The sequence below is a fragment of the Polaromonas sp. P1_F6 genome (genome assembly GCF_056405695.1).
On sequence record NZ_JBFUBQ010000001.1, the window covers coordinates 988247 to 1009833 of the forward strand.

Sequence of the window (21587 nt, forward strand, 5' to 3'; positions counted from 1 at the left end):
CCGGTCCCGGGTAACAACTCGTAAGTAACAAAAGTTTTATATCACGACGAGGGGTCTTTCAACGCTTTTTTACACCCCAGCCACCCCGCTCAAGTGCATGGAGGCAACACCTTTTGAGCGTTTGGCGGGTTGGTTGGTGATATTTACGTGTTCGCCTTGCGTGCCTAGGGTATTTACGGGTTTTTTGAGGCGGCTTCAGGCTTAATATCAGCAATTACTTATATTAAGAATAAATCGCTATGAACGAGATGATCCAAACCAGTGCGCAAGTCGAGAGGGGCCGTGTGTTTGAACTGGCGGCCGAGTTGTTCGCCGTGCTCGCGACGCCGATGCGCCTTCGCGTCTTGAGCGCCCTGTGCGAGCGTGAAAAGTCCGTGAACGAGTTGCTGGCGGAGATCGACACCACCCAGCCCAATCTTTCCCAGCATCTGGCCGTGCTGTACCGCACCGGTGTGCTGGCCAAGCGCAAGGAAGGCACCCAGGTGATTTACCGCGTTCAGAGCGAAAAAGCCGTGGCGCTGTGCCGCAGTGTCTGCACCCAGATCGCCATTGAGCTGGATGAGCCGGGCGGATTGTCGCCGGCCGAAAGCCTGTCGCCGCGATCCGCCTCCCACGACGCCTGAACCGAAAGAACGCCTTTTATGCTGAGCCGTTTCATACAGCGCGCACCGGAGAATTTCCTCTCAGGAGCGCAAATAGCGGACGTGCGCGCCGGGCGCCGCGGTTTTCTGGCCGGGGCGTTTGCGGCTGCGTCAGCCGGGGTGGCGGCGGTGGGCCAGGCACGGGCAGCGACTCCGGAAGGCGATACCAATATCCTGAACCTTCCCGCCCACAGCAAGGGACTGGGCCAGCCCGTGGCGGCCCGTGGTTACGGCCTGCCCAGCGAATGGGAAAAAAACCTGCAGCGCCGCGAAAGCCCGGGCCTTACCCGCATCGGCCAGGCCAGTGTGAGCTTTTGCCCTTTGCAGGGTCTCTTCGGCATCATCACGCCCAGCGGCCTGCACTTTGAGCGCCACCACCAGGGCTGGTGGGACATCGACCCTTCGAAACACCGGCTGATGGTGAACGGCTCCGATGACGCCATGCTCAAACGCCCCATGGTCTTCAGCATGGATGAGCTGATGCGCCTGCCGAACGTCAGCCGCATGCACTTCATCGAATGCGGCGCCAACACCGGCATGGAGTGGGGCAACTCGGCGGTCCCAACAGTGCAGTACACCCACGGCATGCTGAGCTGCAGCGAATTCACCGGCGTGCCCTTGCGCACCCTGCTGGAGCTGTGCGGCGCCGACCTCAAGCGCGCCAAATTCATCCTGGCCGAGGGGGCCGACGGCTCGGGCATGACCCGCACCATCCCCATGAGTCTGGTGATGAGCGGCGAAGTGCTGGTGGCCTATGGGCAGAACGGTGAAATGCTGCGTCCTGAGAACGGCTATCCGTTGCGGCTCATCGTGCCGGGCGTGCAGGGCGTGAGCTGGATCAAATACCTGCGGCGCATCGAGGTGGGCGACATGCCTTATGGCGCCAAGGATGAGACGATCCATTACGTTGACTTGCAGCCCAGCGGCCTGCACCGGCAATACACCAGCATCCAGGAAGTCAAAAGCGTGGTGACCTCGCCCAGCGGCGGGCAGGTGCTGCTGCAAAAGGGCTTTCACAACGTCACGGGCCTGGCCTGGAGCGGCCGGGGCAAGATCAAACGTGTGGACGTTTCCGTGGACGGTGGGCGCAACTGGGCGCCGGCGCGCCTGGAGGGGCCGGTGCTGGCCAAATGCCTCACGCGTTTTAATGCCGATTTTGTATGGGACGGCAAACCCGCCATTTTCCAGAGCCGCGCTGTTGACGAGACCGGCCAGATCCAGCCGACGTACAACGAACTGCGCAAAGTGCGAGCGTCCCGCAGCATTTATCACAACAACGCCATCCAGTCGTGGTCGCTGGAAGAAAACGGCGAGGTGAAAAATGTCCAGATCTAAGGCTTTGTCCGTTTCTCATGGCGTTCGCGTTGCGATGGGCTCACTGCTGCTGGCGGGTGTCACCCAATGGGCTGCGGCTGCCGACAAACCGGCGGTTCTCTCCGGCATCGGGCGCACGGCGACACCAGCGGAAGTCAAGGCCTGGGACATCGATGTGCGGCCCGACTTCAAGGGCCTGCCCAAAGGGCAGGGCTCCGTGCGGCAGGGTGAAGTGATCTGGGAGGCGCAATGCGCGTCCTGCCACGGCAGTTTTGCCGAGTCGTCCGAAGTGTTCACGCCGATTGCCGGCGGCATCACGGCCGACGACATCAAGAATGGCCGTGTGGACGGCTTGATGCCTGGCTCCAACCAGCCGAACCGCACCACGTTGATGAAAGTCTCCACGCTGTCGACGCTTTGGGACTACATTAACCGCGCCATGCCCTGGAACGCCCCGAAAACATTGACGGCCGACGAGGTTTATGCCGTCACTGCCTACATTCTCAACTTGGGCAATATCCTGCCCGACAACTTCACCTTGTCGGACGCGAATATCCGCGACGTACAGGCCCGTCTGCCCAACCGCAACGGCATGACGACGTCGCACGCGATGTGGCCGGGCAAGGAGCTGGGCGGCACGGCGCGCCCCGATGTCCAGGGCTCGGCCTGCATGAAAAATTGCGCTGGTGAAGTGGTGGTCAAAAGCTTTTTGCCGGACTACGCGCGCAACGCCCATGGCAACCTGGCCGAGCAGTCGCGGCTGGTGGGTGCCAGCCGGGGTGTGGACACCACCCGGCCGCCAATGGCCGCAATAGTTGAATCAAATACGGCCCTAAACCAGACAGGACGTGCGCAAGCAGCTCCTGAAAAGATAGCAAACTCCACGCCGGTTGTTGCCGTGCAGCCGCCAGCTGTCGTTAAAATCGCCGCGCCCGGCGTTGCGTCCGTCATGCCGTTGCTGCAAAAAAATACCTGCACCGCCTGCCATGGCATGGACAGCAAGCTGGTGGGGCCATCCTTCAAGGATATAGCCAACAAATATAAAGACCGCGCCGATGCGGCGGCTTACCTCTCGGGCAAAATCAAGGCCGGAGGGCAGGGGGTCTGGGGCGCAATCCCCATGCCGCCGCAGGCGCTGAGTGCGGCGGAGTCGACGCAGATTTCCCAATGGCTGGCTCAGGGCGCGTCAAAATGAGGCGCATGGAAATTGACGATGTCGAGACAGCCGGCTTCAATTTTTTTGACAGCATGCTCGGGATAAGTACCGTTCCGCGGCTTGACGTTTTTGTGTCCAATCGTTGTTAGTTTTTCAGACATTCAAGTTATATAAAAAAGGAGTTCACCATGGAACGTCGTGATTTTCTGGCCAGCAGTTCTGGCGCCACTGCGCTGGTGCTGGTAGCGGCCACCGGGCTGAACCCGGCCCACGCGCAAAACGCGCCAGGCTGGAACAAGGCCGCTTTTGACAGCAAGTCCCTGGCCGATGCCGCCAAGGCCATGGGCGCGACCAGCGCTCCGGTTGAAAGCAAGGACCTGCTGCTGCAGGCGCCTGAAATTGCCGAGAACGGCAATGTGGTGCGTGTCGGCGCGCAAAGCAACATTGCCAACACCACCCAAATTGCGCTCGTTGTCGAAAAGAACCCCAGCGCGCTGGCTGCCATGTTTGAGATTCCCGCCGGCACCGACGCCAACGTCTCGACCAACATCAAGATGGGCCAGTCCTCCAATGTTTACGCGCTGGCGAAGGCCGGTGACAAGTACTTTTATGCAGTGAAGGAAGTGAAGGTCACTTTGGGCGGTTGCGGCGGTTAACCGGCTACTGCGCGGCTGTGATCCGTCGTTGCGGGGCCCGTCCGGAAATCCTCACGACCCTCAAGGTCGCTCCGGTTTCCAGCCACCCGCGCCTAGGCTGACAGCCGCTCGCTACGCCGGCAACGTTGCTAAGAGAATTTAAGGATTGAAGGAGAAAAAATGTCAGAACCGATGCGAATCCGGGCGCAGGCCCAAGGCGATAAAACCACCGTGCGCGTGCTGGTGAGCCACGAAATGGAAAGCGGCCAGCGCAAGGACGCGGCCGGCAAGACCGTCCCGGCCTGGTTTATCCAGAACATCAGCGCCACCTGGAACGGCAAAACCGTGATGAGCGCGCAGTGGGGCACGGCCGTGTCCAAGAACCCTTTTGTGCAGTTCAGCTTCAAGGGCGGCAAGGCCGGCGACAAGATCGCGGTCAGCTGGGTCGACAACCACGGCGACAAGCGCACCGACGAAGCCGTCATTGCCTGAATCCCGGCCGTTTTCCCGCAGCGGCACATTGGCTGCCCCACAATGATATTTGAGGAGTCCACGATGAAGTTGAGCCTGTTTGGGCTGGCGGCCCTGGCCGCCATGGCCACCTTGTCATTGCCTGCGGCGGCGCAAAAGAGCACCGCTGAAGGTATTGCCGAATACCGCGCCATGCTGGCTGACGGCAACCCGGCCGAGCTGTACGAAGCCCGTGGCGAGGCACTCTGGAAACAGGCGCGCGGCCCCAAAAATGCCTCGCTTGAAAAATGCGACCTGGGCAAGGGCCCGGGCGTGGTGAAAGGTGCTTTCGTCGAGCTGCCGCGTTTCTTTGCCGATACCCAGCGGGTGCAGGACATGGAGTCGCGCCTGCTGACCTGCATGGAGCAGCTGCAGGGTTTTAATGCCGCCGAGATCGCCAAAACCCCTTTCGGCGTGGGTGAGCAGAAATCCATCGAGTCGCTGGTGGCCTATATCTCGGGTGAATCGCGCGACATGACCTTCAAGGTGCCGCAGTCGCACGCCAAGGAAAAGCTGATGTACGAAGTCGGTAAAAAAGTGTTTTACCTGCGCGGTGGGCCCTACGACTTTTCCTGCGCATCGTGTCATGGCGAGGACAACAAGCGTGTCCGCCTGCAGGATTTGCCCAACCTCACCAAACAGCCCGGCGCCGGCAACGGTTTCGGCGCCTGGCCGGCCTACCGTGTCTCCAGCGGTGACCTGTGGAGCATGCAGCGCCGCCTGAATGACTGCTATCGCCAGCAGCGTTTCCCTTTCCCGGGCTACGCCTCTGATGCCACCATCGCCCTGGGGGTGTACATGGGCGTCAACAGCAAGGGCGGTGCTTCCATTGCGCCGGCCCTCAAACGCTAATCAGGCAGGAGAGAACTGATGAACACGATTTACACCAAAGCCGCACTGTCCACCGCCTGCCTGGCATCGACGGCCTTTTTCCTGTCCAGCTGCGCCATTGCGCCCACGGCGCAGGAGGTAGACGAAGCCACCCAGCAGGTGCTGAAAAGTTCCTTCCGTGAGCAGGGCATCGCGAAGATGGACCGCCTGACGCTGGACGCTTCCAACCAGGCCTGCTCGGAAGCCGCCGGCAAGCCGCTGGAGGAAAAAGCAGCCAAAGCCATTGAAGAAGCCAACCTCAAGACCGTGAAGCTGCCTTCCGATGGCAAGTACCTCGGCAGCTGGAGCGAGGGCGAAAAAATTGCGCAGAACGGCCGCGGCCTGACCTGGAGCGACAAGCCCGGCGAAGCCAATGGCGGCAGCTGCTACAACTGCCACCAGATCAGCAAGGCTGAACTGTCTTTTGGCTCCATCGGCCCCAGCCTTTACAACTATGGCAAGCTGCGCGGCGTAAGCAATCCGGCGTCGCCCGAGAGCAAACCCATCGTGGAGTACACCTGGGGCAAGCTGTGGAACGCCAAGGCCTACAACGCGTGTTCCGACATGCCGAGGTTTGGCCATGGTGCCATCCTGAACGAGCAGCAGATCCGTGACGTGATGGCGCTGCTGCTGGATCCGAACTCGCCCATCAACAAATAATCTGAGTTCTTTATGCCGCCAGGCCAATAGTGGCGGGCGCAAGCAGCTCCTGAATTGATAGCAACTTGATACTTTGCCTGGGTAGCCGGGCAGGATGACCAACGCCATGAACCTGTCCCGCCGAGAGTTTGCAAGTGTCATGGCTGCTGCGCTGGCTGCCGGTTTTCCTTTGCGTGAGGCCGGCGCCGTCCAGGCCGCCAGCTTGTACGAACTGCCCCGTACTGGCAATGTGCACTTGCTGCACATGACCGATTGCCATGCCCAGCTGCTGCCGATCTACTTTCGAGAACCTTCCGTCAACCTGGGCGTGGGTGCGATGCGCGGGCAGGCGCCGCACCTGGTGGGCGAACATTTGCTGAAGGCTGCCAGCCTGAAGTCGGGTACGCCCGAGGCGCATGCGTTGACCTTCCTGAACTTCGAGCGGGCCGCGCGCCAGTACGGCAAGGTGGGCGGTTTCGCACACCTTGCGACGCTGGTGAAGCAGCTGAAGGCTGGCCGCCCCGGCGCCTTGCTGCTGGATGGCGGCGATACCTGGCAGGGTAGCGCTACGGCGCTCTGGACGCAGGGCCAGGACATGGTGGATGCAGCCAGGCTGTTGGGCGTGGATGTGATGACGGGCCATTGGGACTTCACCTATGGCGAAGAGCGCATCAAAAAAATCGTCGAGCAGGACTTTGCCGGCAAGGTCGACTTTATTGCGCAAAACGTCAAAACCAGCGACTTTGGCGACCCGGTGTTCAAGCCCTACGTCATCAAGGAAATGAATGGCGTGCCCGTCGCCATCGTCGGCCAGGCTTTTCCCTACACGCCGATTGCCAACCCTGGCTGGCTCACGCCGAACTGGACTTTCGGCATCCGCGAAAGCGAAATGCAGGAAACCGTGAACGAGGCACGCGCCAAGGGTGCGCAGGCCGTGGTGCTGCTCAGCCACAATGGCATGGATGTGGACCTGAAGATGGCCTCGCGCGTCACGGGAATCGACGCCATTCTGGGCGGCCACACCCACGACGGCGTGCCGGTGCCTGTCATCGTCAAAAACCCGGGCGGGCAGACCATCGTGACCAACGCCGGCAGCAACGGCAAGTTTTTGGGTGTGCTGGACCTCGACGTCAAGGACGGCAAGGTGGCCGGTTTCAACTACCGGCTACTGCCGGTGTTCGCCAATCTGTTGCCGGCCGATGCGGCCATGAATGCGCTGATCGACAAGGTGAGGGCGCCTTACACCGCCAAACTGGGTGAAAAACTGGCGGTGACGGAAGGCACGCTGTACCGCCGCGGCAACTTCAACGGCAGCTTTGACCAGCTGATCCTGGACGCCCTGATGAATGTGCGTGGCGCCGAGATCGCCTTTTCGCCCGGATTCCGCTGGGGAACTTCGCTGCTGCCCGGCCAGGCCATCACGCGCGAGCACGTGATGGACCAGACCGCGATCACTTATCCCTGGACCACGCTGACGGACATGCGCGGCGACATGATCAAGACCATCCTGGAGGACGTGGGCGATAACCTGTTCAACCCCGACCCGTATTACCAGCAGGGCGGCGACATGGTGCGTGTGGGCGGTTTGACCTACACCTGCGAGCCCGGCGCCAAAATGGGTGAACGCATCCAGGACATGCGTCTGGGCGGCAAGCCCATCGAAGCCGGCAAGACCTACAAGGTGGCTGGCTGGGCGCCGGTGGCGGAGGCTAGCAAAAATGCCGGCCCTCCGGTCTGGGAGGTGGTGGAAAGCTACCTGAAGGCCAAAAAGGTCATTCAACCTGTCAAACCCAACACTCCGCGGCTTGTGGGTGTGACCGGAAATCCGGGCCTTGCCGCCTGACTTTCAGCCCCCAAATACAGCAGTAACTTCAACGCATGTGAGAGCATGTAAGAGGTATGTGAGAGCGTTTGGGGTGCGCAGAAACCATGGCCTTTTCAGGTATGGTCATGAGCACCGTCTTTCCGCTGTCACAGTTCGGTGGCACAATCTGGGTTGTTTCTGAAGGCCCTTCCTGCCACAGTCGCATCCGCTAATCGGTCCAGCCGTGTTGCGGAAGGTTAATTAACAAGCTTTAACCAGCTAATGTTTCCCAAAGGGAAACGGAGGTCAGCGGATATGAGTTCCAACCCGGCAGCATCGTCTGTCTATTCTGCCTATCAAGGCAACACTTATCTCTTCGGCGGCAACGCGCCCTATGTCGAAGAGATGTACGAAAACTACCTTGCCAACCCCGGCAGCGTGCCCGACAACTGGCGCGAGTATTTCGACGCACTCCAGCACGTTCCCGCCGTAGACGGCAGCAATGCCAAGGACGTTCCACACCTGCCGGTCGTCAACGCCTTTGCCGAGCGCGCCAAGCAGGGCCAGACCAAAGTTGTGGTCGCCAGCGGCGCCGACTCCGAAATGGGCCGCAAGCGCACGGCCGTCCAGCAGTTGATCGCCGCCTACCGCAACGTCGGCGCACGCTGGGCCGACCTGGACCCGCTCAAGCGTGCCGAACGCGACAAAATTCCCGAACTCGAGCCGTCTTTCTACGGTTTCAGCGACGCCGACCAGGAAACCGTGTTCAACACCAGCAACACGTTCTTCGGCAAAGACACCATGAGCCTGCGCGAGCTCATGAACGCGCTGCGCGAAACCTACTGCGGCACGATTGGCGCCGAGTACATGTACGCGACCGACCAGAACCACAAGCGCTGGTGGCAGCAAAAGCTCGAATCGATTCGCAGCAAACCCAATTTCACCAAGGAAAAGAAGCTCCACATCCTGGACCGGCTGACTGCAGCCGAAGGCCTGGAGCGTTTCCTGCACACCAAGTACGTCGGCCAGAAGCGCTTCTCGCTCGAAGGCGGCGAGAGCTTCATCGCCTGCATGGACGAGCTGATCCAGCAGGGCGGTATCAAGGGCGTGCAGGAAATAGTGATCGGCATGGCCCACCGCGGCCGCCTGAATGTGCTGGTCAATTCCCTGGGCAAAGTCCCCGCCGACCTGTTCGCCGAATTCGACCACACCGCACCTGAAGACCTGCCCAGCGGCGACGTCAAGTACCACCAGGGCTTCAGCTCCGACGTGACCACCCCTGGCGGCCCGGTCCACCTGACTTTGGCTTTCAATCCCTCTCACCTGGAAATCGTCAACCCCGTGGTTGAAGGCTCGGTGCGCGCCCGCATGGATCGCCGTGCCGACCCCAAAGGCCTGCAGGTGCTGCCGGTGCTGGTGCACGGTGATGCCGCTTTTGCAGGGCAGGGCGTTGTGATGGAAACGCTGGCGCTGGCCGAAACCCGTGGCTATTTCACCGGCGGCACGGTGCACATCGTGATCAACAACCAGATCGGTTTCACCACCAGCGACCCGCGCGACAGTCGCTCGACGCTGTACTGCTCCGACGTCGTCAAGATGATTGAAGCGCCGGTGCTGCACGTCAATGGCGACGACCCGGAAGCCGTGGTGCTGGCTACCCAGCTGGCCCTCGAGTTCCGCATGGAGTTCCAGAAGGATGTCGTGGTCGACATCATCTGCTTCCGCAAGCTGGGCCACAACGAGCAGGACACGCCAGCGCTGACCCAGCCGCTGATGTACAAGAAAATTGCACAGCACCCCGGCACCCGCCGCCTGTACGCCGACAAACTGACGGCGCAGGGCATGGGCGACACCCTGGGCGACGACATGGTCAAGGCCACGCGCGCCGCGCTGGATGCCGGCAAGAGCACGTTTGATCCGGTTCTCACCAACTTCAAGAGCAAGTATGCGGTTGACTGGGTGCCTTACCTGGGCAAGAAGTGGACCGATGCCGGCGACACCGCCATCCCGATGGCCGAGTGGAAGCGCCTTGCCGACAAGATCACGGCCATCCCCGCGACCGTGACGCCGCATCAGCTGGTCAAGAAGGTGTATGACGACCGCGCAGCCATGGGCCGCGGCGACGTCCCTGTGGACTGGGGCATGGGCGAGCACATGGCGTTTGCCTCACTGGTGGCAAGTGGCTACCCGGTGCGCCTGTCGGGCGAAGATTGCGGACGCGGCACGTTCACGCACCGCCATGCCGTCATTCACGACCAGAATCGCGAAAAGTTCGACACCGGTACCTATGTGCCGCTGCAGAACGTGGCCGACAACCAGGCTCCGTTCGTTGTCATCGACTCCATCCTGTCTGAAGAGGCGGTGCTGGCGTTTGAATACGGCTATGCATCGAACGACCCGAACACGCTGGTGATCTGGGAAGCCCAGTTCGGCGACTTCGCCAACGGCGCGCAGGTCGTGATCGACCAGTTCATCGCCTCGGGCGAAGTCAAGTGGGGCCGCGTCAATGGCATCACCCTGATGCTGCCGCACGGCTATGAAGGCCAGGGCCCGGAGCACAGCTCGGCACGCCTGGAGCGTTTCATGCAGCTGTCGGCGGATACCAACATGCAGGTGGTGCAACCGACGACCGCCAGCCAGATCTTCCACGTGCTGCGCCGCCAGATGGTGCGCAACCTGCGCAAGCCGCTGGTCATCATGACGCCCAAGTCGCTGCTGCGTAACAAGGACGCCACCTCGCCGCTGTCCGAATTCACCAAGGGTGGGTTCCAGACCATCATCCCCGAGACCAAGGATGACATCAACAAGAAGGCAGACAAGGTCAAGCGCATCATCGCGTGCTCGGGCAAGGTGTATTACGACCTGGCCAAGAAGCGTGAAGAAAAGGGCATTGACGATACGGCCATTATTCGTGTTGAGCAGCTTTATCCGTTCCCGCACAAGGCTTTTGCGGCCGAGCTGAAAAAGTACCCGAACGCCACCGACATCGTGTGGTGCCAGGACGAGCCACAAAATCAGGGTGCCTGGTTCTTTGTGCAGCACTACATCCACGAGAACATGTTCGAAGGTCAAAAACTGGGCTATTCCGGCCGTGCTGCTTCGGCATCACCGGCTGTGGGTTATTCGCACCTGCACCAGGAGCAGCAAAAGGCGCTGGTGGACGGCGCGTTTGCCAAGCTCAAGGGCTTTGTGCTGACCAAGTAAGGTCGCCCCTTCCCGAACCAAGAACACGAATACAAGAACGAACCCGAAAGAATCAACATGGCTATCGTAGAAGTCAAAGTCCCCCAGTTGTCCGAGTCCGTGGCCGAGGCCACCATGCTGCAGTGGAAGAAAAAAGTCGGTGATGCAATCGCGGTGGATGAAATCCTGATTGAGATCGAAACCGACAAGGTGGTGCTGGAAGTGCCAGCGCCTTCCGCCGGCGTGCTGACCGAGCTGGTCGTCGCGGACGGCGGCACGGTGGTGTCAGATCAGGTGATTGCCCGGATCGACACCGAAGGCAAAGCGGGTGCCGCTGCTCCGGCGGCGGCCGCTGCAGCACCTGCCGCTGCTGTTGTCTCCGCGCCTGCACCCGCAGCCGGTGGCTCCATGGCTGGCGTTCCCATGCCGGCTGCAGCCAAGCTGATGGCCGACAACAACCTTGCCGCTGGTTCGGTGCCTGGAACCGGCAAGGATGGCCGCGTTACCAAGGGCGACGTCCTCGGTGCGGCTGCTGGCGGTGCCAAGCCGGCCGCTGCTGTTGCCATTCCCACAGGCGTGCCTACTGCGGCCTTGCCGCAGGTTGCTGCTTCCGCCAAACCTTCCGATCTGGGTGACCGTCCCGAGCAGCGCGTGCCCATGAGCCGCCTGCGCGCGCGTATCGCCGAGCGCCTGCTGCAATCGCAGGCCACCAACGCCATCCTGACCACGTTCAATGAAGTGAACATGGCGCCGGTGATGGAAATGCGCAAGCGCTTCCAGGAGAAGTTTGAAAAAGAACACGGTGTGAAGATCGGCTTCATGAGCTTCTTCGTCAAGGCCGCTGTGCATGCGTTGAAGAAGTACCCCGTGCTCAACGCATCGGTTGACGGCAATGACATCGTTTACCACGGCTACTTCGACATCGGCATCGCCGTCGGTTCCCCGCGCGGCCTGGTGGTGCCCATTCTGCGCAATGCAGACCAGATGAGCTTTGCCGACATCGAGAAGAAGATTGCCGAATACGGTGCCAAGGCACGCGACGGCAAGCTGGGCATTGAAGAAATGTCCGGCGGTACTTTCTCGATCTCCAATGGCGGTGTTTTCGGCTCCATGTTGTCCACGCCCATCATCAACCCGCCGCAGTCGGCGATCCTGGGCGTGCATGCGACCAAGGACCGTGCCGTGGTCGAAAACGGCCAGATCGTGGTCCGTCCGATGAACTACCTGGCAATGAGCTATGACCACCGCATCGTCGACGGTCGTGAAGCTGTGCTGGGCCTGGTGGCGATGAAAGAAGCGCTGGAAGATCCTGCACGCCTGTTGTTCGACATCTAAGGCTGTCGATGCGCCGCCTCGTCGCCTGCCTGGCCTGCACGTTGAGCGTGGGCCTGGCTGCGGCTGCTGCGCCGGCTGGCGACAACTGGAGCGGTTATTACGGGCTGCAATGGGTCAGTGTTTCGCAGGCGGAGTCCCGGCTGGTATTGGCGAAGGCGCCGGATGCTGACCCGGGGAAGCTGGTTGAAACATACCAGTCGGACCTGGCGCGATGGACCATTGCCGATGTGCGGACCCCTGCGGAAACCGTATTCCTGCGCCGCTTTCTCGCGGAGGAGTACGAGGGCTTTGGCTGGGCCGCGCTGCATGCCGCCGGCGGGATTGAATGCCTCGATGCCAGACATTTGTTTGTCTGCAAGACCACGCCCGGAACGACCGTGAAAATTGGCCGCGATGGTCCCCAGCAGGAAAGCCTGCAGGCGCGCACCGGTGTATTTGGAATCGTCCTCCATGCGGGGGCGTTTGAACTCAAGAAGGAATAAAGAAATATGTCTAAACAATTCGACGTCATCGTCATCGGTGGCGGCCCCGGCGGTTACATTGCCGCGATTCGCGCCGCCCAACTGGGTTTCAACGTCGCCTGTATCGACGAATGGAAGAACGCCAAAGGTGGCCCGGCCCTGGGTGGCACCTGCACCAACGTGGGCTGCATTCCGTCCAAGGCGCTGCTGCAATCGTCCGAACATTTCGACCACGCCAGCCACCACTTTGCCGATCATGGCATCGAGGTCAAAGGCCTCGGCCTGGATATCACGAAGATGCTTGCCCGCAAGGACACGGTCGTCAAGCAGAACAACGACGGCATCGTCTACCTGTTCAAGAAGAACAAGGTCACCTTTTTTCACGGCCGCGGCTCCTTTGTCGCTGCAAAAGACGGCCTCTATGACGTCAAGGTCGCCGGTGCCGCTGAGGAAACCATCTCCGGCAAGCACATCATCGTGGCCACGGGTTCCAACGCCCGCGCTCTCCCGGGGGCACCATTTGACGAGGAAAACATCCTGTCGAATGACGGCGCACTGCGCATCGGCGCCGTGCCCAAAAAGCTGGGCCTGATCGGCTCCGGCGTGATCGGCCTGGAAATGGGCTCGGTCTGGCGCCGCCTGGGTGCAGACGTGACGGTACTGGAAGGCCTGCCGACGTTCCTGGGCGCAGTCGATCAGCAGATCGCCAAGGAAGCAAAGAAAGCATTCGACAAGCAGGGTCTGAAAATCGCGCTCGGCGTGAAGGTCGGCGAGATCAAGAGCGGCAAGAAAGGTGTGAGTGTTGCCTATACCGATGCCAAGGGCGAAGCCCAGACCCTGGAAGTGGACAAGCTCATCATCTCCATTGGCCGGGTAGCCAACACCCAGGGCCTGAACCCTGAAGCCGTTGGCCTGAAGCTCGACGAGCGCGGCGCCGTGGTGGTGGATGAGGAATGCAAAACCAGCCTGCCCAATGTCTGGGCTATCGGCGACGTGGTACGCGGCCCCATGCTGGCGCACAAGGCCGAGGAAGAGGGCGTTGCGGTTGCCGAGCGCATTGCTGGGCAGCATGGTCACGTCAACTTCAACACGATTCCCTGGGTGATCTACACCAACCCTGAAATCGCCTGGGTGGGCCAGACCGAAGAGCAGCTCAAGGCTGCCGGCCGGGCATACAAGGCAGGGACTTTCCCGTTCATGGCCAATGGCCGCGCACGCGCGCTGGGTGACACGACTGGCATGGTGAAGATGCTGGCCGATGCCGCGACGGATGAAATTCTCGGCGTGCACATCGTCGGTCCGATGGCCAGCGAACTGATCGCCGAATGTGTGGTGGCCATGGAATTCCGGGCCAGCAGTGAAGACATTGCCCGCATCTGCCATGCCCATCCGTCCCTGAGCGAAGCGACCAAGGAAGCCGCGCTGGCAGTCGACAAGCGCACCTTGAACTTCTGAGCATGCAGGCAAGAAGTCGGTGAATCAACCGGTGCGCTCGGCGTACGACGCCGAACTTGCGGCGCGGGGCTATCAAAGCGATCCTGCCCAGTTGCGGGCAGTCGAAGCGCTTGAGCGTTGCGCCTCTGAGTGGGCGGCGTTCAAGGAGCAGCGCTCCAATGCCATCAAGAAGCTGATAAACCGGCCTGATATCCCTCGTGGCGTGTACATGCACGGAGGCGTTGGCAGGGGAAAAAGTTTCTTGATGGACTGCTTTTTCGGGGCTGTCCCGCTCAGGCGCAAGGTACGGCTGCACTTTCACGAGTTCATGCGCGAGGTGCACCGGGAGTTGCAGGACCTTCAGGGTACGGCGAATCCGCTGGATGAGCTGGGCCGGCGCATTGCGAAGCGATACCGGCTCATCTGCTTTGACGAGTTTCATGTGGCGGACATCACCGACGCAATGATTCTTCATCGTCTGTTGTCGGCGCTGTTTGACAATGGAGTCGGCTTTGTCACAACTTCCAACTTTCAGCCGGACGAGCTGTATCCGAATGGCATGCATCGCGACCGTGTTCTCCCGGCCATTGAACTCCTGAAGGCCAAGCTGGAGGTCATCAGTGTTGACAACGGGACGGACTACCGCGGGCGCACGTTAGCCCAGGCGAAGCTCTATCACACCCCGCTAGGCCTTCAGGCCGATGCTGAAATGACTGAAACTTTTAATGCGCTGGCAGAGTCTCAGGATGAGAACCCGGTATTGCAGATTGAGTCCAGGCAAATCCAGGCCAGGCGCAAGGCGGGGGGAGTCGTCTGGTTTGACTTCAAGACGCTGTGCGGTGGTCCGCGTTCGCAAAACGATTACCTGGAAATAGCCACGCAGTTTCATACCGTGCTGCTAAGCGATGTACCGCATATGCCGGTGCGTATGGCGTCGGAGGCACGGCGGTTTACCTGGCTGGTGGATGTGCTGTATGACCGCCGGGTCAAGTTGATCATGTCGGCAGAAGTCGCTCCTGAGGCGTTGTACACCGAGGGGCCGCTGGTACACGAATTCCCCCGTACGGTTTCCCGGCTCAACGAAATGCAGTCAAAGGAATTCCTGGCGCTTGAACGCAGAAACGTGGATACAACACTCACATGAAGCATCTGGTTACCGCCTGTTTTCTCATCGCTTTAAGCGTGCTCGCGAATGCGCAGTCCACGGTCGAGACGGCTGCACCCGCTGACCAGATGCGAAGCATTGATGCCGAGCGGACGAGAATCAGCGCCGAACGCAACAGGCTGGAAGCGGGATTTTTGGCTGAGGATGCAGCCTGCTACGACCGGTTTGCCGTCAACAGCTGCCTGGGAAAAGTCAATGACCGGCGGCGCGAAGCCATGGCAGACCTTCGCCGGCAAGAGCTGTCGCTCAATGACGAGGAACGCCGCATCAAGGGTGCGGAGCAGATCCGTAAAACGGAAGAAAAATCGTCACCGGAGAAACAGCAGGAAGCCGCGGATCGTCGGGCGAAGGCTCTGGAAGACTCCCAGTCTCGTCTTGAGCGGGAAAAAAAGAAAACCGAAGACCGTGCGGCGGCCAAGGCAGGTGAGCAAGGTAGTAGTGACGCGAACGCTGCCAGATTAAAAAGCGGTCAGGAAAAATCCCAGTCCAGAAGCGAAAAGCAGGCTGTTGCAGCGGAAGAGGCTAAAAAATTCAACGACCGCCAAAAGGAGGCGCTGGAGCGCAAAGCCCAGCATGAAAGAGATCGTCTGAAGCAGACCAAGCCGCCAGCGAAGTCCTTACCCTTACCCGACTAAGCGGGCCGGTGGCTCAGCGGCCAAAGGCTCGAGTTTGACAATCACCAGCGAGAGATTGTCACCGCCGCCTCGCGCGCGGGAACGTGCTTTCTGAATCAGGAATTCAGTGGCTTCACGGGGTGACAGCATGGACAGGGCTGAGCCCATTTCACTGGTGCTGAAATAGTGCCAGACCCCATCGCTGCAAGCCAGCAGGACGTCTTCAGGCCGGAGTTGCGGGATGAAATGGTGGGTAATAGGTGGCGCATCTTCCGTACCCAGGCAACCCATCAGGATGTTTGACTGCGGATGAACATTGGCTTCTTCCTCAGTAATCTCGCCTTTGTCCACCAGAGTCTGCACATACGAATGGTCCACCGTCCTGTGTACCAGCTTGCTGCCCTGGTAATGGTAGATCCTGGAGTCTCCGGTATGTACCCAGTGACAGTCCCCACCCGGGTTGATCAGAAATGCCGCCAGCGTGCTGTGCGGTTCCTGCTCAGCCGAGATCGCAGTCAATTTGATGACGATATGGGCCTCTTCAATGACCTGCTTGAGCATCGCAGGCGCATCGTCCGTTTCCGGGGCATAACGTTCAAAAAGCTGCTTGGCCGTCAACATGACCTGATCGGAGGCTTTGCGCCCCCCGCTACGGCCTCCCATACCGTCCGCCACGATACCCAGCATGCAGCCGGGAATGCGTGAGTGACTGAACAGGTTGACCTGATCCTGCTGGTAGTCCCGATCGCCTTTATGGATACCGGTGGACGCTGTGATTCGATAACCTTTGGACATTGTGTGGTCGTTCAAGCGCGAGCTCGATTTATGGTCGCAATCGACGTATTATCAAGCGAAGCAGCGTGTACGGATAAAAACCTTGGACTTAAATCTACATTCCCCGGAACGCCAGCTGATCGAACTCAAAATGGAGCACGCCGATCTCAATGCGCTGGTGGACCTGACCGCGCACGCCTTTCCCATTGACGAGTTGTTGCTCAGGCGCCTCAAAAAGCGGCGTTTGCAGCTTCGTGACCAGATTGCACAGCTTGAGCTGTCGCTGGATCCCCCAGAGCCTGCTTGATGACCCTTGCGATTGAAGTCGAAGAGGCCTTCGCGCCGGGAGGCGTCCTGTCGCGTGCCGCTGAGCATTTTGTGCCTCGCAGCGGCCAGACCGAAATGGCCCTGGCCGTGGCGCGTGCCATCGAGGGTGCATACCCCTTGGTGGTCGAGGCCAGCACCGGCGTCGGTAAAACTTTTTCCTACCTGGTCCCCGCTTTGCTGAGCGGCGAGCGTGTGTTGTTGTCGACGGCGACCAAGGCCTTGCAAGACCAGCTTTTCGGTCGTGATTTGCCGCGCCTGGTGGAGGCGCTGGGTCTTCCGGTCAGCACGGCGCTTCTCAAGGGGCGGGCCAGCTACCTGTGTCTGCACCGCATGGAAATGGCGCGTCAGGAGGCTTATTTGCCCGACGGCGTTTCCGTGCGCGCCCTGGCCAAAATTGAAGAATGGTCCAAGCTCACGCGCACCGGCGACCTGGCCGAACTCCCGGGGCTGGACGAACGTTCGCCGATGATTCCTCTGGTGACCTCCACGCGTGAAAACTGCCTGGGCGCCACCTGTCCGCGTTTTCGGGCCTGTCATGTGAACCTGGCCCGCAGGGAGGCCATGGCTGCCGACGTGGTGGTGATCAACCACCACCTGTTCTTTGCCGATCTGGCGGTGCGCGAATCCGGCGTCGCTGAGTTGCTGCCTTCCGTGCGCATCGCCATCTTCGATGAAGCGCACCAGCTCAACGAGACCGGTGTGCAATTTCTGGGAACAAACCTGACCACGGGCCAGCTTCTTGATTTTGCAAGGGACATGCTGGCAACTGGCCTGCAGCTGGCCCGCGGGCTGGTGGACTGGCAGGAGGTGGTGTCGACCGTCGAGCACGCTGCGCGCGAGCTGCGTCTGTGTGCCGGGAAACAGTACCCAGGCACCAAACTGCGATGGGTGGGTGAGTCTCCGGAGGGGTTGAATGCGGCTGAGTGGACCAGTGCGTTGCAAGTCATTTACACGTCTTGCGAGCAGGCTTCTGCCGCCCTGGATACGGTCAGTGAAATCGCGCCTGATTTCGTTCGCCTCCATGAGCGTGCCGAGGAGCTTGCGGAACGCGCCCAGCGCTTCGTTCAGGCATGCGAGGCGGGCTGCGTGCGCTGGGCTGACGTGGGAACCCAGCTCCGGCTGGTCGAATCGCCGCTGGATATTTCGAAGGCGGTGAAAAGCAAAGTGCTGGGCGCTTCCGCCGGCTCGGCAAAGTCATGGATATTCACTTCTGCCACACTGGGAGATGACGACAAGCTCAGCTGGTTTACCAAGCCTTGCGGGCTGGAGGATGCCGAGGTCTTGCGGGTAGGAAGTCCTTTTGATTACGAGAGGCAGGCCGCGTTATATGTGCCTGGGGTGTTCCCCAAACCGGGAGACCCCGCGCACACCATGAAAGTCGCCGAAGCTGCAGCCAGATGGTCGAGACGTCTCGGGGGGCGCACTATGGTTTTGACGACCACACTGCGGGCTTTGCGCACCATTGGTGATGCACTCAGAGAGGTTTTTCTGAATTCGCCGGACATGGAGGTGCTGGTTCAGGGGGCCATGCCCAAGCGTGTGCTGATTGAACGCTTCCGAGAAGGCAATGCCAAAGGCGGCAAAGGCTGCGTGCTGGTGGCTTCGGCGTCATTTTGGGAGGGCATTGACGTGCCTGGCGACGCGCTTCAACTGGTTGTCATTGACAAGCTGCCTTTTCCTCCTCCGAACGACCCGCTGGCAGAGGCGCGCTCAAAGCTCCTCGAATCACAAGGACGCAGTGCTTTTAACGACTATTTTCTGCCCGAGGCGGCGGTGGCTCTCAAGCAGGGTGCCGGGCGTCTGATACGCCGAGAAAGTGACCAGGGGGTGTTGGTGGTGTGCGACAGCCGCCTGGCAACCATGGGTTATGGGCGGCGTTTGCTGAGAGCTCTTCCGCCGATGCGGCGGTTGGCATCCGAGGAGGAGCTGTTCGACCGGCTGGAAGCTCTTACCAGAACTTGTACCAAGGATTGTCTCCCGACTTGAATCCCTTGCTTAAGTATTCGCTTTGCGGGTAGCTCTTTTCGAGGATACGGCGGGTATCGTCACGCAATTCAACCATACCCAGCGCTTCGTAGGACTTATAAAGAATGAAGGTAGCCTCTTCCAATGCGGGTACATCGCGGTAGTCGGCGATTGCACTCTGCGCACGGTTGATTGCCGCCACGTAGGCACCCCTTGAGTAATAGTACCGCGCGACATGCACTTCGGATTGGGCCAGCGAGTTCACGATATAGCTCATCCGCAGACGGGCATCCGGCGAGTATTTTGACTCTGGAAAGCGAGTCACAAGGTCCCTGAATGACTCAAAGGATTCCTTGGCTGCTTTTTGGTCCCTTTCGGACAAGTCCTGACGGGAGATAAACCCGAAAATGCCGAGATTGTCATTGAAGTTCACCAGGCCTTTGAGGTACAGCGCATAGTCCAGGGCCGGGCTGGCCGGATGCAGTCTCATAAACCGGTCCAATGTCGCGATGGCCTGGGCTTGTTCTCCTCCCTTGTACTGGGCATAAGCTTTCTCAAGCTGCGCTTGCTGGGCGAGGGGGGTACCTGCAGCACGGCCTTCCAGTTTTTCGTACAACGGGATCGCCTTGTCATAGGCCCCGCCGCTGGCCTCATCCTTTGCTTCGGCGTAAATCTTGTTGGGGCTCCATGTGGCCGTCTTGTCGGGCGCAGGGGTGCTCGAGCATCCGGCAATCACAAAAGATAAAGCGCAAACGGCTGCAAAAAGCGGCATTGCATTGGGAACAACCGATAATTTGGTGGAAAACATTGCAATCGACCTTCTTGATGACTGATTCAGAACAAAGCAAATTGATTATATCGGGCGCTACTGCGCCTGAGGAGGTTCCCGATGAGGCGCTGGAGGAGGGCGATACGGCTGTCGAGGTGGAGTTGCGGCAGGTAGCTGTCCCGGTCGAAAGCCATGGCAGCCGTCTCGACCGCGCGTTGGCCGCCATTGTGCCCGAGTTCTCGCGCACGTATCTTCAGCAGTTGATCGACTCAGGCATGGTGAAACTCGGGGGCTCTACAGTCACCAAGACATCCACGAAGGTCAAGGCTGGTGATGAACTCGCCATTGAGTTGCGTCCAACGCCGCAAAGCCAGGCATTCAGGCCTGAAGCGATGGCACTGGACATCGTGTTCGAGGACGCTTACCTGATGGTGATCAACAAACCTGCCGGGCTGGTTGTGCATCCGGCGCCCGGCAACTGGAGCGGGACCTTGTTGAACGGCTTGCTCGCGCATGATCCGCAGGCCGTCTTCCTGCCACGCGCCGGCATTGTTCACCGCCTTGATAAAGACACCAGCGGTTTGATGGTGGTCGCCCGGCAGCGGACGGTGATGGACCAGTTGGTCGGCCTGATCGCCGCCCGCGACGTGAGCCGGGAATATGTCGCACTGGCCCACGGTGCCTGGCTGGGCGGGAAAACCCGGCAGGTAGAAGCTGCCATTGGGCGGGATCCACGCAACCGTTTGCGGATGGCCGTGGTGGACTTGGAAAAGAATGCCGGGAAGTCGGCATCCACTATGGTGTCGCTGCTTCAAAGTGCCGGTGAGCACTGCCTGGTCAAATGCAAGCTGCACACCGGTCGCACGCACCAAATCCGGGTCCATATGGCCTTCATTGGCCATCCCCTGGTATCCGACGAGTTGTACGGGGGGGCTCCTGCTCCTGGGCTTGGCCGTCAGGCGCTGCATGCGTGCCGGCTGGCATTCGAGCATCCGGTGACTGGCAAAGTGATGGAATTCCGGTCGGACCCTCCGGCCGACCTTCAGGCCGCTATTTCCGGTTTGGGCCTGATATACAATCAAATCCAGTAGTTTTCAGCTACCTGCACCATGGCATCCTGATCAGGAGATTGCGTATTGGGTGCCCTGCGCGCCAAGCGCCGAACCCACGTTTTCCCGGCCTTTTTTTCCGCTTTTTTTCGGAACGACCACAATCATGAATACGACGGATGCAAAACGCGTCCTCGAAACAGCACTTATTTGCGCGCAGCAACCATTGCCCCTGCGCGAAATGGGAGTTCTGTTTAACGGGGTATTGACTGCGGACAGCCTCAAGCTGGTGCTTGAGGAGTTGCAAAGCGATTGGTCTGGTCGTGGCGTGGAACTTGTTCACGTGGCGACGGGATGGCGCTTTCAAAGCAGGCCGCAGATGCGTGAATATCTGGACCGGCTGCACCCCGAAAAACCCCCGCGTTATAGCCGTGCCACACTGGAAACCTTGGCCATCATTGCGTATCGTCAGCCGGTGACGCGCGGTGACATGGAGGACATCCGGGGAGTCACGATCAACAGCATGATCCTCAAGCAGCTCGAAGACCGCGGGTGGGTGGAGGTGATCGGCCATCGGGAAACTGTCGGCCGGCCGGCACTTTATGCCACCACCCGGCAGTTTCTTGACGACCTTGGGGTCGAGTCGCTGGACCAGCTTCCCGTGATGGACGACAGCCCGAATCAGCTTCCGATGCTCGAGCAGATTGAGTTTGGCATCTCTGAACTTGCGGGCAAGCCGGAGGCGGACGCGGATGGTACAGATGTTGAGCGGCTTGAGCCTGCTGTGCTGGAGCCCGTGTCAGGCACGGTTGAAGAGTTTGAGATTGGTGAGATCGCCGAGGCGCCAACTCTGTACACGCAATCAGAGGTCGCTGGCGACAGTGATACCGAGCCTCTTGAGAGCAATGAGACCGGTGGCGATGAGCCCACCCGAATGTAAAT

The 21587-nt window shown here is 60.1% G+C and carries 20 protein-coding genes; 18 read left to right on the forward strand and 2 right to left on the reverse strand.

Annotated features, from left to right (window positions below; all coding sequences use genetic code 11):
- The first annotated feature begins 239 nt into the window (after positions 1–239).
- The 14 genes from AC1DY9_RS04525 (at position 240) to AC1DY9_RS04590 (ending at position 15782) form a co-directional block, all read left to right on the forward strand.
- Positions 240–623 carry an ArsR/SmtB family transcription factor gene (locus AC1DY9_RS04525; RefSeq protein WP_457280648.1) on the forward strand — a complete coding sequence of 128 codons (384 nt, stop codon included), beginning with the start codon at positions 240–242 and terminating at the stop codon, positions 621–623.
- An 18-nt stretch (positions 624–641) separates the two neighbouring features.
- Complete coding sequence (gene soxC / locus AC1DY9_RS04530; RefSeq protein WP_477665900.1) at positions 642–1976, forward strand: sulfite dehydrogenase; 1335 nt, start codon at positions 642–644, stop codon at positions 1974–1976.
- Positions 1963–3150 (forward strand): c-type cytochrome, encoded by a 1188-nt coding sequence (locus AC1DY9_RS04535; protein ID WP_477665901.1) that lies wholly within the window; start codon positions 1963–1965, stop codon positions 3148–3150. Before soxC ends, AC1DY9_RS04535 begins: the two co-directional genes overlap by 14 nt.
- A gap of 149 nt (positions 3151–3299) precedes the next feature.
- The gene (gene soxY, locus AC1DY9_RS04540) at positions 3300–3767 is read left to right on the forward strand and encodes a thiosulfate oxidation carrier protein SoxY (RefSeq protein ID WP_457280651.1); all 468 of its coding nucleotides are present in this window, start codon (positions 3300–3302) and stop codon (positions 3765–3767) included.
- Between the two features lie 159 nt (positions 3768–3926).
- Positions 3927–4238 carry a thiosulfate oxidation carrier complex protein SoxZ gene (gene soxZ / locus AC1DY9_RS04545; protein WP_457280652.1) on the forward strand — a complete coding sequence of 104 codons (312 nt, stop codon included), beginning with the start codon at positions 3927–3929 and terminating at the stop codon, positions 4236–4238.
- 63 nt (positions 4239–4301) lie between these two features.
- Positions 4302–5108, forward strand: a complete 807-nt coding sequence (gene soxA, locus AC1DY9_RS04550; protein WP_477665902.1) for a sulfur oxidation c-type cytochrome SoxA — start codon at positions 4302–4304, stop codon at positions 5106–5108.
- Between the two features lie 18 nt (positions 5109–5126).
- A complete protein-coding gene (soxX, locus tag AC1DY9_RS04555; protein ID WP_477665903.1) occupies positions 5127–5786 on the forward strand; it encodes a sulfur oxidation c-type cytochrome SoxX in 660 nt (219 codons plus the stop codon).
- A 106-nt stretch (positions 5787–5892) separates the two neighbouring features.
- Positions 5893–7608 carry a thiosulfohydrolase SoxB gene (gene soxB / locus AC1DY9_RS04560; RefSeq protein WP_477665904.1) on the forward strand — a complete coding sequence of 572 codons (1716 nt, stop codon included), beginning with the start codon at positions 5893–5895 and terminating at the stop codon, positions 7606–7608.
- Positions 7609–7884: 276 nt separating this feature from the next.
- A complete protein-coding gene (locus tag AC1DY9_RS04565) occupies positions 7885–10773 on the forward strand; it encodes a 2-oxoglutarate dehydrogenase E1 component (protein ID WP_457280656.1) in 2889 nt (962 codons plus the stop codon).
- Positions 10774–10830: 57 nt separating this feature from the next.
- On the forward strand, positions 10831–12087 hold the full coding sequence (odhB, locus tag AC1DY9_RS04570) for a 2-oxoglutarate dehydrogenase complex dihydrolipoyllysine-residue succinyltransferase (RefSeq protein ID WP_477665905.1): 1257 nt from the start codon (positions 10831–10833) through the stop codon (positions 12085–12087).
- 8 nt (positions 12088–12095) lie between these two features.
- On the forward strand, positions 12096–12569 hold the full coding sequence (locus AC1DY9_RS04575) for a hypothetical protein (protein ID WP_477665906.1): 474 nt from the start codon (positions 12096–12098) through the stop codon (positions 12567–12569).
- A 6-nt stretch (positions 12570–12575) separates the two neighbouring features.
- Positions 12576–14003, forward strand: a complete 1428-nt coding sequence (gene lpdA, locus AC1DY9_RS04580; protein WP_477665907.1) for a dihydrolipoyl dehydrogenase — start codon at positions 12576–12578, stop codon at positions 14001–14003.
- Positions 14004–14022: 19 nt separating this feature from the next.
- On the forward strand, positions 14023–15126 hold the full coding sequence (gene zapE / locus AC1DY9_RS04585; RefSeq protein ID WP_477665908.1) for a cell division protein ZapE: 1104 nt from the start codon (positions 14023–14025) through the stop codon (positions 15124–15126).
- Positions 15123–15782 carry a hypothetical protein gene (locus AC1DY9_RS04590; RefSeq protein ID WP_457280661.1) on the forward strand — a complete coding sequence of 220 codons (660 nt, stop codon included), beginning with the start codon at positions 15123–15125 and terminating at the stop codon, positions 15780–15782. Before zapE ends, AC1DY9_RS04590 begins: the two co-directional genes overlap by 4 nt.
- Here the strand turns inward: AC1DY9_RS04590 and AC1DY9_RS04595 are convergent.
- The gene (locus tag AC1DY9_RS04595; protein ID WP_457280983.1) at positions 15771–16556 is read right to left on the reverse strand and encodes a PP2C family protein-serine/threonine phosphatase; all 786 of its coding nucleotides are present in this window, start codon (positions 16554–16556) and stop codon (positions 15771–15773) included. The two genes, AC1DY9_RS04590 and AC1DY9_RS04595, sit on opposite strands and share 12 nt — an antisense overlap.
- 82 nt (positions 16557–16638) lie before the next feature.
- Between AC1DY9_RS04595 and AC1DY9_RS04600 the strand changes: the two genes are divergently transcribed.
- On the forward strand, positions 16639–16842 hold the full coding sequence (locus AC1DY9_RS04600; RefSeq protein WP_457280662.1) for a DUF465 domain-containing protein: 204 nt from the start codon (positions 16639–16641) through the stop codon (positions 16840–16842).
- Positions 16842–18848, forward strand: a complete 2007-nt coding sequence (locus tag AC1DY9_RS04605) for an ATP-dependent DNA helicase (protein ID WP_477665909.1) — start codon at positions 16842–16844, stop codon at positions 18846–18848. The genes AC1DY9_RS04600 and AC1DY9_RS04605 overlap by 1 nt, the downstream gene beginning before the upstream one ends.
- Here AC1DY9_RS04605 and AC1DY9_RS04610 read toward each other — a convergent pair.
- Positions 18811–19635 (reverse strand): outer membrane protein assembly factor BamD, encoded by an 825-nt coding sequence (locus AC1DY9_RS04610; RefSeq protein WP_457280664.1) that lies wholly within the window; start codon positions 19633–19635, stop codon positions 18811–18813. The genes AC1DY9_RS04605 and AC1DY9_RS04610 overlap by 38 nt on opposite strands.
- 17 nt (positions 19636–19652) lie before the next feature.
- Here AC1DY9_RS04610 and AC1DY9_RS04615 point away from each other — a divergent pair, with 17 nt between their 5' ends.
- Together AC1DY9_RS04615 and scpB are read left to right on the forward strand one after the other, a co-directional pair.
- On the forward strand, positions 19653–20687 hold the full coding sequence (locus AC1DY9_RS04615) for an RluA family pseudouridine synthase (protein WP_457280665.1): 1035 nt from the start codon (positions 19653–19655) through the stop codon (positions 20685–20687).
- A 124-nt stretch (positions 20688–20811) separates the two neighbouring features.
- Positions 20812–21585, forward strand: coding sequence for an SMC-Scp complex subunit ScpB (gene scpB, locus AC1DY9_RS04620; RefSeq protein WP_477665910.1), 774 nt, complete (start codon positions 20812–20814; stop codon positions 21583–21585).
- The last annotated feature ends 2 nt before the right edge of the window (positions 21586–21587 follow it).

Bases quoted from the DNA above. Each gene is read 5' to 3' on its own strand.
- AC1DY9_RS04615 (WP_457280665.1), top strand. From the start codon at position 19,653: ATGACTGATTCAGAACAAAGCAAATTGATTATATCGGGCGCTACTGCG.
- AC1DY9_RS04605 (WP_477665909.1), top strand. From the start codon at position 16,842: ATGACCCTTGCGATTGAAGTCGAAGAGGCCTTCGCGCCGGGAGGCGTC.
- AC1DY9_RS04575 (WP_477665906.1), top strand. From the start codon at position 12,096: ATGCGCCGCCTCGTCGCCTGCCTGGCCTGCACGTTGAGCGTGGGCCTG.
- soxC (WP_477665900.1), top strand. From the start codon at position 642: ATGCTGAGCCGTTTCATACAGCGCGCACCGGAGAATTTCCTCTCAGGA.
- AC1DY9_RS04565 (WP_457280656.1), top strand. From the start codon at position 7,885: ATGAGTTCCAACCCGGCAGCATCGTCTGTCTATTCTGCCTATCAAGGC.
- AC1DY9_RS04525 (WP_457280648.1), top strand. From the start codon at position 240: ATGAACGAGATGATCCAAACCAGTGCGCAAGTCGAGAGGGGCCGTGTG.
- odhB (WP_477665905.1), top strand. From the start codon at position 10,831: ATGGCTATCGTAGAAGTCAAAGTCCCCCAGTTGTCCGAGTCCGTGGCC.
- lpdA (WP_477665907.1), top strand. From the start codon at position 12,576: ATGTCTAAACAATTCGACGTCATCGTCATCGGTGGCGGCCCCGGCGGT.
- AC1DY9_RS04595 (WP_457280983.1), bottom strand. From the start codon at position 16,556: ATGTCCAAAGGTTATCGAATCACAGCGTCCACCGGTATCCATAAAGGC.
- AC1DY9_RS04535 (WP_477665901.1), top strand. From the start codon at position 1,963: ATGTCCAGATCTAAGGCTTTGTCCGTTTCTCATGGCGTTCGCGTTGCG.
- soxA (WP_477665902.1), top strand. From the start codon at position 4,302: ATGAAGTTGAGCCTGTTTGGGCTGGCGGCCCTGGCCGCCATGGCCACC.
- soxZ (WP_457280652.1), top strand. From the start codon at position 3,927: ATGTCAGAACCGATGCGAATCCGGGCGCAGGCCCAAGGCGATAAAACC.
- scpB (WP_477665910.1), top strand. From the start codon at position 20,812: ATGAATACGACGGATGCAAAACGCGTCCTCGAAACAGCACTTATTTGC.
- AC1DY9_RS04610 (WP_457280664.1), bottom strand. From the start codon at position 19,635: ATGTTTTCCACCAAATTATCGGTTGTTCCCAATGCAATGCCGCTTTTT.
- AC1DY9_RS04590 (WP_457280661.1), top strand. From the start codon at position 15,123: ATGAAGCATCTGGTTACCGCCTGTTTTCTCATCGCTTTAAGCGTGCTC.
- soxX (WP_477665903.1), top strand. From the start codon at position 5,127: ATGAACACGATTTACACCAAAGCCGCACTGTCCACCGCCTGCCTGGCA.
- soxB (WP_477665904.1), top strand. From the start codon at position 5,893: ATGAACCTGTCCCGCCGAGAGTTTGCAAGTGTCATGGCTGCTGCGCTG.
- soxY (WP_457280651.1), top strand. From the start codon at position 3,300: ATGGAACGTCGTGATTTTCTGGCCAGCAGTTCTGGCGCCACTGCGCTG.